The organism is Clostridium sp. LBM24168 (assembly GCF_052953915.1).
Map to the genome: position 1 here is coordinate 3,091,429 of NZ_CP196861.1, position 12,458 is coordinate 3,103,886.

At 29.3% G+C, this 12,458-nt stretch carries 10 protein-coding genes; 8 read left to right on the forward strand and 2 right to left on the reverse strand.

Features of this window, described 5'->3' with window-relative positions; genetic code table 11:
* Positions 1-49: 49 nt before the first annotated feature.
* The 3 genes from ACSVC9_RS15400 (at position 50) to spoIIR (ending at position 4,558) form a co-directional block, all read left to right on the forward strand.
* Entirely contained in the window at positions 50-1,507 is a 1,458-nt protein-coding gene (locus tag ACSVC9_RS15400) for a spore germination protein (RefSeq protein WP_446898282.1), read from the forward strand.
* 21 nt (positions 1,508-1,528) lie between these two features.
* Positions 1,529-3,781, forward strand: coding sequence for a Ger(x)C family spore germination protein (locus tag ACSVC9_RS15405; protein ID WP_446898283.1), 2,253 nt, complete (start codon positions 1,529-1,531; stop codon positions 3,779-3,781).
* 96 nt (positions 3,782-3,877) lie between these two features.
* A complete protein-coding gene (gene spoIIR / locus ACSVC9_RS15410) occupies positions 3,878-4,558 on the forward strand; it encodes a stage II sporulation protein R (protein WP_446898284.1) in 681 nt (226 codons plus the stop codon).
* A 33-nt stretch (positions 4,559-4,591) separates the two neighbouring features.
* On the opposite strand, the gene ACSVC9_RS15415 is transcribed toward spoIIR, so the two are convergent.
* Entirely contained in the window at positions 4,592-5,845 is a 1,254-nt protein-coding gene (locus ACSVC9_RS15415) for an MGDG synthase family glycosyltransferase (RefSeq protein WP_446898285.1), read from the reverse strand.
* Between the two features lie 335 nt (positions 5,846-6,180).
* Between ACSVC9_RS15415 and ypeB the strand changes: the two genes are divergently transcribed.
* The 5 genes from ypeB (at position 6,181) to rho (ending at position 12,145) form a co-directional block, all read left to right on the forward strand.
* Positions 6,181-7,551 (forward strand): germination protein YpeB, encoded by a 1,371-nt coding sequence (ypeB, locus tag ACSVC9_RS15420; protein ID WP_446899880.1) that lies wholly within the window; start codon positions 6,181-6,183, stop codon positions 7,549-7,551.
* A 73-nt stretch (positions 7,552-7,624) separates the two neighbouring features.
* On the forward strand, positions 7,625-8,041 hold the full coding sequence (locus tag ACSVC9_RS15425; RefSeq protein WP_446898286.1) for a DUF1934 domain-containing protein: 417 nt from the start codon (positions 7,625-7,627) through the stop codon (positions 8,039-8,041).
* A 143-nt stretch (positions 8,042-8,184) separates the two neighbouring features.
* Positions 8,185-8,493, forward strand: a complete 309-nt coding sequence (locus ACSVC9_RS15430; RefSeq protein ID WP_446898287.1) for a ribose-5-phosphate isomerase — start codon at positions 8,185-8,187, stop codon at positions 8,491-8,493.
* A gap of 202 nt (positions 8,494-8,695) precedes the next feature.
* Complete coding sequence (locus ACSVC9_RS15435; protein WP_446898288.1) at positions 8,696-10,303, forward strand: CTP synthase; 1,608 nt, start codon at positions 8,696-8,698, stop codon at positions 10,301-10,303.
* Between the two features lie 375 nt (positions 10,304-10,678).
* Positions 10,679-12,145 carry a transcription termination factor Rho gene (rho, locus tag ACSVC9_RS15440; protein WP_446899881.1) on the forward strand — a complete coding sequence of 489 codons (1,467 nt, stop codon included), beginning with the start codon at positions 10,679-10,681 and terminating at the stop codon, positions 12,143-12,145.
* A gap of 75 nt (positions 12,146-12,220) precedes the next feature.
* Here rho and rpmE read toward each other — a convergent pair whose 3' ends face one another.
* Positions 12,221-12,433 carry a 50S ribosomal protein L31 gene (gene rpmE / locus ACSVC9_RS15445; RefSeq protein ID WP_446898289.1) on the reverse strand — a complete coding sequence of 71 codons (213 nt, stop codon included), beginning with the start codon at positions 12,431-12,433 and terminating at the stop codon, positions 12,221-12,223.
* Between the last annotated feature and the right edge of the window lie 25 nt (positions 12,434-12,458).

Below are 12,458 nucleotides of genomic sequence, written 5' to 3' on the forward strand. Positions count from 1 at the left end.
AAATACTCTGGAAGAATATATAAATTTGATTTTAAAAGGAGTGGCGATTTTGAAAGAAGTAATAGAAAATTATGTATCTCCTGAAATTGATGAAAATATGATGTATGTGCAAAACTTGTTTAAAGATAACTCTGATATGGTTTTTAGAGAATTTTATATAAATAACATAAAAGCTTCAATAGTTTATATAGATGGAATGGTAGATAAAATAATGATCAATGATCTTATGAGAGGAATTATGACAAGGGCTCATTATGTAAAAGCTGAGAGCGAAATAAAAGACAGGATTATGTCTGTATCAGATATAAAGGAACTAGATGATCTGGAAAAAGGGATAAATCTTATGCTATCCGGAGATACAATAATGTTTATAGATGGAATGAGAAATCTTTATGTGATAGCTACTAGATTCTGGCCGGCAAGAGGAGTATCAGAACCTTCTTCAGAAACTGTTATAAGAGGATCAAGGGACGGTTTTACGGAAACAATTAGATTCAATACTGCACTTGTGAGAAGGAGAATAAGGGATAGTAGACTCAAAATAATTTCAAATCCTATAGGTGTTAGGTCAAAAACCGATATGGCTATTGTATATATAGAGGATATAGTAAATAAAACTGTATTAGAAGAGCTTAAGGAAAGGCTTAATGAAATAAAAATTGATGCTATTCTAGATAGTGGCTATATAGAACAGCTTATAGAAGATAACAAATGGTCATTATTCCCACAGATACAGAGTACAGAAAGGCCAGATGTAGTAGCATCTGCCGTATATGAAGGAAGAATTGCAATACTTGTGGATAATTCTCCATCAGCTATTATAGTTCCAACCATTATGGCAAATTTATTTCAATCACCGGATGACTATTATCAAAGATGGATATATAGTTCTGCTATAAGAATTATAAGATTTTTATCTATAATTATATCTCTTATAATGCCGGCATTATATGTAGCTGTTACATCTTTTCATACTGGAATAATACCAACTAAACTAGCGTATTTTATTGCAGCATCAAGAGAAGGAGTTCCATTTCCCGCATTTGTAGAGGCTATGATAATGGAAGTTAGTTTCTCGCTTTTGCTTGAATCTACAGCGAGATTGCCAAAAGCCATAGGTGCAACTACAGGTATAGTGGGCGGACTTATTATAGGTCAAGCCGCAGTTCAAGCTGGAATTGTAAGCCCGATTATGATAATCATAGTATCTGTTACAGCAATAACAAGCTTTACTACGCCAAATTATGAAATTAATTCTGCATTTAGATTAATAAGATTTTTGCTTATAATCGCTTCTGCCATAGCTGGGTTTTATGGCATAATGATAGGCCTTATATTGACATTAATACATCTTATAAGGTTAAAAAGTTTTGGAATTTCATATTTATCTCCTATGGTAAATGAAAACTTAAATGATTTTAAAGATATGTATCTGAGGTTTCCAATTAAGTCTTTAAAAAGAAGACCTAAATATATGAAAACCCAGGATAAGGTAAGGCAGAAATAAAAAATAGAGGTGATATAAAGCATGCAGTATAAAAATTTTATTACAAGCTTTGGATTGTTTAGTACCATTGTTGTTACTATCATAGGAGTTGGTGTATTTTCTTACCCACGGGAAATTGTATCTATTGTGGGTACTGATGGCTGGATTGTAACTATATTTGCAGGAATTATAATATATTTTCTATTGTATATTGCATATTCAATTATAAGATTAAATGGCTATAATAAGTTGTATTTCATACTGAAAAACAATTTTGGAAGATTATTTGGCAGTATTTTTGCACTGGTTTTTATTGTATATAATATATTTGCCATATCTTTGGGCATGAGGATATTTACAGAAGTTATAAAGATGTATTTGCTGGAAAAAACTCCTACGGAATTTATACTTATTGTTACAATATTTACGGCAATATATCTTGTAAGAAGTGGGCTTGAAAGTCTGATAAAATTTAATGAGATATCTTTTTGGATAATGTTTGTTCCCATAATAATAATATTTCTGTTTACCTTAAATAAGGCTCAATTCAGCAATATATTACCTGTATTTAATAATAGTCCCTATAAGTATTTAGAAGCGCTCAAGAGCACCATATATAGCTTCTCAGGTATAGAAATAATATATATAATAGTACCTTTTATAAAAGGTAAATCTTCTGTAGTTAAAACAGCGGGAAAAAGTATATTGTTTATAACATTGTTTTATGTTAGTGTAGTTATTTTATCATTGGCTATTTTTTCAAAAAATCAGACAAATATATTACTTTGGCCTACTATAACAATGATAAAATCTATAAGTATTAATGGTATGTTCATAGAAAGATGGGAAGGAGCAGTTATGGCAATGTGGGTTATGTTCTATTTCACCACTCTTTCAAATATATATTATTTTTCCTCGGATATATTAAAAGATATGTTTAAGTTGAAGAGTGTAGATGTTCCATCAATAATTTTAGGGATTGCGATATATCTTATAGCTATTTATCCACAAAATATAGCAGTTCTTTATAATTTTGGCAATAAGATTATAATACCACTTTTTATTTTCAATATAATTATATTACCTATAATTATATTATTATGGTCTAAGTTAAAGAAAACCTCTTTAAAACGAATATTGCCATTACTTTTGATATGTTTCTTATTTACAGGATGCTGGGATAAAACTGAAATAGAAAGTAAACAGCTTGTTTCTGTAATTGCATTGGATTCAGGTAAAGATATAAATAAGCAAAAATATTTGAAAGGTATAAAGCCAGATGATCCATTAACAGCGGTTGATCTAAAAAAAATTCATATTACGTTTGGAGTTCCTGATTTGAGTCAGCTTGGGCCTAATAAAGGAGCTCAGGCACAGGATAAATATATAGATGTAGATGGATATTCTTTTCAAGATGCTGTCAGCAAAGCTAGGCTTAAAAGCAGCAGGTCCATGAGATTCAGTCATACTAATCTTCTTGTGTTTAGTGAGGATCTTATGAAAAATCCAGATGTATTGAAAGAAATTCTGGATTACCTTCAGAGGGAACCTTCTCTAAATAGAAATATGTATATAGTTGTGGCAAGAGGAAGTGCCCAGCAATATATAAAATTACAAACTGCTATGGAAAAAAATATGGAATCTTATATTCTTGGATTAATAGAAAATGACTATAATAATAGTGAGATAATTCCAGTTACATTAAATGACTTTTTAGTACAGATGAATGAGAATGGGAATAGTCTTCTTCCTGTAGTTAGCATGGATGAAGATAATAATGATATAAAAATAGAAGGTTCTACAGCTATAAAAAGTTTTAGAACTAAAGGAGATTTGAATCCAGTAGAGACTGCAAATATAGAGCTGCTTAGAGGTAAATTAAAAGGGAGTAAAAAGATGATATATTTAGATAGACATCCTATGGATATTGATATTAACAATACCAGTAGAAAAATAAGTGCAAGTGAAGTTAATGGAAAATTGAACTTTAATATAGATTTAGATATAGAGGCTCAAATAAAAAACTATTATTTGGATAAAAAAGTGTTTTCAGTTGATAAATTGAATTATATTCAGGAAAATTTCAATAAATCTATAAAAAAAGAATGTGAATATGCTTTGGAAATAACCCAAAATGATCTTCAGATAGATCCTGTAGGATTTGGAGAATATCTTGAAAAGTTTTATCCGGATATATGGAATAGAGTAAGAAATAATTGGGATGAGGAATATAAAAATTCATCCATAAATGTAAATGTTGATACTCAAATAAGAAGAATCGGAGTTGTTCAATAATTTATTTTATAAAAATTGAATATAACTAAAATATCTGTCAATACTCATTATTAGAATTAAAAATAGTATGTAAAGTTTGAAAGGGAGCAAGATAATATGAGAAAATTTTTTATTATATGTGTATTGAGCATTTTAGTTATATTTACTTTAAATTTTACTGTGAATTCTAAGAATTATAATTATGTGGATTTAAACAATGGTCAGGAAGGCATTCAAAAGAGTATAGCATCAAAAATCATAAGATTTCATGTTATAGCTAATAGTGATTTAAAAAGTGACCAAGCTCTAAAATTGAAGGTTAGAGATGCTGTATTAGGATATATTTCACCAAAGCTAAAAAATTCCAGGGATATAAACGAATCTAGGAAGATTCTAAAGGAAAATGATAAAAATATTCTAAATGTAGCAAGGAAAATTATATATGAAGAAGGATATAATTATAAAGTGACAAGTACACTTGGACAGGCTGATTTTCCTATAAAAACATATGGAAATATTACTTTACCGCAAGGTAGATACGAAGCTTACAGGATAATAATAGGAGAAGGTAAAGGACAGAATTGGTGGTGTGTTATGTTTCCGCCTTTATGTTTTGTTGATATTTCAAAGGGACAAATATCTTATGATAGTACGGAAAAGGAAATGAAGAGTGTATTGAATGAAAAGGAATATAATTCAGTGGATAATGGAATCGAACATTCAAATACTCATGAAGCATCTAAAAAAATAAAAATAAGATTTAAAATAGTAGATTTTATAAAGAAAATCGGATTTTAATATAACTCAGGAAATTCCCAAGCCATATTAAAACTAATTTCCTTCAAATAGTTTATTAGCAGTTTTTAAAAAGTGTTCGCCGGCTGATTTAATTAAGGTCTTTATAGCCTCCTTTTCGTAATGTCTATTACTTTTTATCATGTTATGATTTATACTAGAATTAATATTATTTTTTTCTATAAGGGAATGAATTAATTTCATAATATCATGACCTGAATGTGGTTTCGAAAAATTGCTGCAGTTTTTAGCCATGGTTTTTAATTTATTTTGGGACTTTAAAAGTAGATCGATGTTTTCACCGCATTTTGAAATATCCATTAAGTTAATAGCTAGTTCATGTCTGAAAAGAAACTGTGCATTTTTTTCTTCCTGGCCCGGTATTGGAGAAAAAATTCCAAGAGGAAGATTACATATTAAAGCCTCTGTAATTGTAAGTCCACCTGGCTTAGTCAATAATAAATCGCTGCATTGCATATATTTGTTTACCTCTTCTGTAAATCCGACAACACAAGTTTGTTTTAAAGAAAAATTTTTAATCTTTAAAAGATCTGAATGCAATTTTTTATTTTTACCAGTTATTATAATTATTTGAATGTCTTCATCTAATCCATCTAATTGCTCATATATATCTTTAATTTTTCCCATTCCTAGGCTTCCGCCCATAATGAGTATAGTGAATTTGGAAGTTGATAAATTCAGCTCCCTTAGAGTAGTGCTCCTTTCATACTTTTTACTAAAACTTGGCTTTACAGGTACTCCAAAATCATATATGATTTCTTTTTTTATACCTTCTGATACCATTTTGTCAATCATATCTTTATTTGATACTACATAGGCATTTATATAAGGATGCAACCATGTACTATGTGAATAAAAATCAGTTATAATTGTTATACAGGGTATATCAAGATTGTATTTGGATTTTAATACTGATAACATCTCTGTAGTAAAAGAATGAGTAGATATTAGTATATCTGCATTAAAGTCATCTATTAGTGGAATCAGCTTACAAGCTAGAGCCTCCATTAGTTTTGAAGCTAAAGTAATTGCAATAGGATCAGTACCTTCAGAATAAGAATACAACTTTCCATAAAGAGAAGGTGTAACTTTTAAGGCTTTTAAATAACTTCCTATTATAACCTTATCTATTATTGGGTTTATATATTTTAAAGTATCTATTATGCTTACTTCTGAACTTATGTCTTCAAGTTTGATGTAATCTTTTATAGCTTCTGCCGCCTGAACATGACCTCCGCCAGCGGAAACTGAGAAAATCAACACTTTCATTTAATCACCTTCTGATTAATCATGTGTGAATATTATAAACATATTATTTACTGTTATATAATTATCATTATATAGAATATGCTTATGATAATAAACTTATTTAATGAACATTTAAGAAAAAATTAATAATAATAGGAATTAGTATATTAGAAAGTTGGGAAGTACATATAAATATTATACCAGATAAATTGTTCATATACATAGTTCTATAATCTATTTGATGGGCACATATGAATAATATTTATAATAATACAGATAATATCTGTATTATTATAAATATTTAACACTAAGGAGGGAAAAGCTGACTGATTTTATGATTGGAAAGCGTGCTGCTTATGAGAACATCTAAAAAAAGAATTATATATACGGCTGTAGTAACTTTAATTGTTGTATTTTCAAGTACTTTTGCTATTCTTATGACTTTGGAGAGAAACGACTACAGGAACTATCTACAAGGTGAATATGGAAAAAATATGTTTGAACTCATAGATGCAGTTCAGAATATAAGGGTAAATTTAGCAAAGGCAGAGGTAATAGGTTCTCGGGAGCAGGGAATAACTGTATTTGAAGAAATATTTAGGCATTCTGCTACAGCTAGTGATAAGCTTAATTCCCTCCCAATTTCCCAGCCCGTAATAGCTGATACAAGTAAGTTTTTAAATCAGGTAGGAGATTTTTGTTATAGTCTTGCAGAAGCTTCTAGCAGAGGGAAAAATCTTGCAGATAAAGATTATTCCAATATTGAAAGGCTAAAGGATGAATCACTTAATCTAGAAAATCAATTAAATAATGTATCGAATAATATAAATGAAGGTCAGATTAAATGGGGAGAAATAAGAAAAAAGATTACAGGAGTATTTGCTAGAAATAATTCAAATGATGTATTGCAGCAATTTCAAAGTATACAAAAACAGGTAGTACAATATCCAGCTTTAATTTATGATGGACCATTTTCCGATAATACTCTTTCCATAAGTCCAAAAATAAATTTGCAAAAAGAAATTTCTCAAGAACAAGCAAAATCTATTGTAAAAAAAATAATGAAAAATAATGGAATTAATAATATAAAAGCCCAAAATGTAACTGAAAAAGGAAGTATAAAAGTATATAGATTTGTAGCTCCTTTGAAATCCGATAATAATAAAAGTGAGAATTTGACTTGTGAAATAAGCAAAAATGGTGGTAAAATACTATATTTGATAAATGATAGGGTTATAAATAATTCCACTATTGATGTAAAAAAAGCTATAAACATAGGGAAAAAATATTTAGAAGATTTAGGATATAAAGATATGGTACCTACATATACTTTGAGATATGGAAATGAAGCAGTTATAAGCTATGTTTATAGACAGGACAATATAATTATATATCCAGATCAAATAAAATTGAAGGTGGCATTGGACAATGGAGAAATTGTAGGAGTAGAATCTGAAAAATATTTAGTGGCACATGAAGATAAAAGGAATATAGAGAATGCTAAGATAGGATTGAATTTAGCTAGAACAAGGGTAGGTAAAAGACTAAATGTAACGGGACAAAGAATGGTTGTAATTCCAACAGAAAATAATAAAGAAATACTATGTTATGAGTTTTCGGGATATTATAAAAAAGATAATTTTAAGATTTATATAAATGCACACACAGGGTATGAAGAACGAATAATTCAGATAATAAATACACCAAATGGTGAACTTACAATGTAGTTTGCATAATTTAATTGTTTTGATATAATGAAGCTATGATTATAACAATTCCAGTATTTCAGGAGGATTATCCATGAAGAAGAAAGCCATTATATCGGTATCCAGCATCAGGGAAAATGACGATGACAAAATAGAGGTTATAACGTTAGGCGATTTTTATAAGAAGAATTCTTTTTATTATGCAGAGTATAAGGAAACTGAAGTATCGGGCATGGAAGGAACGGATACTACATTTAAAATGAATAATGATAATTTTTCGCTTATAAGGATAGGAAGTACAAATGCCAATATGGACTTTGATAGAAAAAAAGACAGTTTATCTATTTATGATACGCCTTATGGAACTATTGAACTTAGGATAAAAACTAACAAACTTAAAATAAATGTGGATGAGTACGGTGGAGATATACTTATAGATTATAATTTAAGTGTATCTGGTCAAAAATATCAAAATACTAAGCTAAAAATAAATATAAAAACTAAAGATTAATTATTTTATATTTTAGTAATCTTCCTCTATATTTATATTTTAATATGTGTTTAGAACTATAAATACTTGGATATTAATAAAAATATAAGATTATTTAAATTAATATCTTATAAATAATATTGATTAATAGAGGAAGATTAATTATGAATAAATATTTTAATGATAAAGAACATACTTATGCTGCTATAGTTGAGATATTACGTATATACAAAGGGTTAACTAAAGATGAAGTGTTTCAGATATTAAAAGATAAAGATTGCAGGTATCTCTTTTTCCTTTTGATTAAAAAATATAGATGTTTTGATTTGAAATTACTGAAGCGGGATTTGCCTTCTATAAATAAAAATAAACTGCAAAATAACATAAAAAAAGCAGAAGAAAAATTACTATTTAATAAAAAGATAAGAAATATGTATTTTGAAGCTGAAGATTTGATGGATAAAATTAAATAAACTTAAATAACAAAAACCCCTAGCATATATTAATATAATATGTTATTATATTAGGTATGTTAAAAAGGACATTATATTAACATTATATTATTCGAGTAATTTTTATTATAATACTAATGAATTATTTTGTCAATAATAATTTTAATATAGACCTAATAATAATACAAACCAGGGGGTGAATGCTGCATAAAGCAGGAATTTTATGAGCACAAAATATATATTTGTAACTGGAGGAGTAGTATCTTCACTTGGTAAAGGAATAACCGCAGCTTCTTTGGGAAGACTATTAAAAAATAGGGGGCTTAAAGTTTCAATCCAAAAATTTGATCCATACATAAATGTAGACCCAGGAACTATGAGCCCTTATCAACATGGAGAAGTTTTTGTAACAGATGACGGCGCAGAAACGGATTTAGATTTGGGACATTATGAAAGATTTATAGATGAGAGCTTAGGAAAAAATAATAATGTAACAACAGGAAAGATATACTGGTCCGTAATATTAAAGGAAAGAAAAGGGGAATATCTTGGAAGTACCGTTCAAGTAATACCACATATAACAAATGAAATAAAATCAAGGGTTTATAAGGTAGCAGAAGAGAAGCACGAAGATGTTGTAATAACTGAAATAGGTGGAACTATAGGAGATATAGAATCTCTTCCATTTTTAGAAGCCATAAGACAGATAAAATATGATGTTGGTATAGAAAATGTATGCTTTATTCATGTTACGCTGGTGCCATATTTACGTAAATCTGGTGAATTAAAAACCAAGCCAACGCAGCATTCTGTTAAGGAGCTTAGGAGTATAGGAATTCAGCCTGATATAATAGTGTGTAGATCAGAAAAGGAACTTTCTTGTGATCTAAAGGAAAAAATAGCTTTGTTTTGTGATGTAGACAAGGATTCCGTCATACAAAATTTAGATGCCCAAAATTTATATGAAGTACCACTTATGCTCCATAAGGAAGGCTTAGATAGTTTAGTTTGCAAAAAGTTGAGTTTGAAAAGCAATGATATAGACAATACTGAATGGATCAACATGGTAGATAGAATAAAAAATTTATCCAACAATGTTACTATAGGGCTTGTAGGAAAATATGTAGAACTTCATGATGCATATATATCTGTAGTTGAAGCGTTGAATCATGGTGGATATGCTAACAATGCACATATAAATATTAAATGGATAAACTCAGAAGATGTCACAAAGGACAATGCAGGTGAATATTTAAAAGATGTAGATGGAATCTTAGTTCCTGGAGGTTTTGGTGACAGAGGTATAGAAGGTAAAATAGAATCTGTAAGATGGGCTAGAGAAAATAAAATACCATTTTTAGGAATATGCCTTGGAATGCAGTGTGCAGTTATTGAATTTTCCAGAAATGTGCTTGGTTATAAAGGAGCACATAGTTCTGAAATAGATCCAAGTACCAAGTATCCAGTAATAGATTTAATGCCAGATCAGAAAAATATGAATCAAAAAGGTGGTACTATGAGATTAGGATCATATCCATGTAAATTATTAAGGGAAAGTAATTCTTTTAAAGCCTATGGTGAAGAGGTAATAAGTGAAAGGCACAGACATAGATATGAGTTTAACAATGAATATAAAGAAGAATTTTCTAAGGCTGGACTTTTGTTTTCAGGAATGAGTCCTGATTCAAGACTGGTAGAAATTGTTGAAATTAAGGATCATCCATGGTTTGTAGCTGTGCAGTTTCATCCGGAATTAAAATCAAGACCTAATAGACCACATCCATTATTTAGAGATTTTATTGCAGCATCTCTAAATAACATATCTAAGTAATTTCTGTCTAAATTAAATTAAAAGTTGGGATAACTGAATTTAGGTATCTCAACTTGTTAATTATTTTTACTGAATTTTTACTAAATTTTATCTAATAGTATTGATTATTATATATAATAATAATATCATAGAATATAAGCACAGTACTCATATTCTATGATACTGATTTGTTTTTATGATGTATGGATTTAAATTTTATAAAAAATTGTAATTGTAATATAATTATAATATTTTCCCTTCAATATAAAAATAAAATTGTCTTAAATTAGAATTTAGAGATATTTTAATTTCTTTTAGAATTTTCCCAGAGATTATATAAGGTTAATTAATGAGAGGTGTTACTTTTTGATTAATAAAAATAAAGAGTTAGGAAGCATGAAATTGGTAGAGCTTAAAAAATTTGCAAAAGAGCAGGGAATTAAGGATGCCTATAAATATAAAAAAGCAGAATTAATTGAAGAGATAAAGAAATTATCCCCGGCATATATAGAAAGAGATGGAATTATACTTAGAGAAAGGATAAGCCCTAAAAGTGAAGGAATACATCAAGATGGAAATGTAGAAAAGGTGAAGTTAGATGGAGAAAAATCTCCAGAAGTAAAACAAGAAAAACAGGAAAAAGAAGAAAAGGGAGAAGATCTAAAGGGAAATAATGGACACAAAAAAGAAAAATTAAAAGAAATGATAAACGAATCGGATAGTGCAAAGGGAGTACTTGAAATTATTGAAAATAATAATTATGGATTTTTAAGAGGTAAAAATTATTTGACAGGACCAAATGATATATATGTATCTCCGTCTCAAATAAGAAGATTTAATTTACAAACAGGTGATGAGGTTGTAGGAAAAGTCAGAACCCCAAAAGAAGGAGAAAAATTTAAAGCACTTTTGTATGTTCAAAAAGTAAATGGAGAGAATCCAGAAAGGGCGGTTGGAAGAAAACCATTTGAAACTCTTACTCCAATATATCCAAATGAAAGAATAAAATTAGAAACTGGAAGATCTGAGTTGTCTACAAGACTTATGGATATAATATCTCCTATAGGAAAAGGTCAGAGAGGAATTATAGTAGCTCCTCCTAAAGCGGGGAAGACTACGCTTCTAAAAAAAATAGCACAAAGCATATCTGTAAATAATCCAAAAATAAAGTTGATAGTAGTACTTATAGATGAAAGACCAGAAGAAGTTACAGACATGCAGAGATCAATTCGTGGAGAAGTAATATATTCTACATTTGATGAAGAACCTGAGCATCATACAAAAGTAGCCTATATGGTGCTTGAAAGAGCAAAGAGAATGGTAGAACAGGGCCAAGATGTTGTAATACTTTTAGACAGTATTACGAGACTTTCGAGAGCATATAATTTAACTATAACTCCAACAGGAAGAACTCTTTCCGGAGGCCTAGATCCAGGGGCACTTATAATGCCTAAAAAATTTTTCGGGGCTGCAAGAAATATAGAAGAAGGCGGAAGTCTTACTATTCTTGCAACGGCTTTGATTGAAACCGGAAGTAGAATGGATGATATGATATTTGAGGAATTTAAGGGTACAGGTAATATGGAAGTGCATCTCGATAGGAGACTTCAGGAAAGAAGAATATTTCCTGCTATTGATGTATATAAGTCAGGAACTAGACGAGAGGATCTCCTGTTTAAAATTCAGGAAGAAAGGGATTGTGCTTTCAATATAAGAAAACTTTTGTATGATGAAAATAGTACTCAGAATATTACGGAACAGCTTATAAATCTTTTGGCTAAAACAAGGGATAATAAAGAATTTGTGGAATTTGCCAGTAAAATTGATATGAATACAAAGCGATTTGACAAAGATAAAAAATAAATTATCTAAAATTAATAAAACCTGACCCTAATTTTTATATAATAAGGTCAGGTTTTAATAAGCCCAAATAATATTTTATTCTTCGTTTTTTAAGTTGAACTTCTTTAAGAATTTATCGACTCTTCCACCTGCATCAACTAATTTCTGCTTACCGGTAAAGAATGGATGGCATTTAGAGCATATTTCCACTTTCAGTTCTTTTCTAGTTGAACCAGTTGTGAAAGTGTTTCCACATGCACACTTAACTACAGCGTCATGGTAGTATTCTGGATGTATGCCTTCTTTCATGTTTTTCACCTCTTTCAAAAATAGA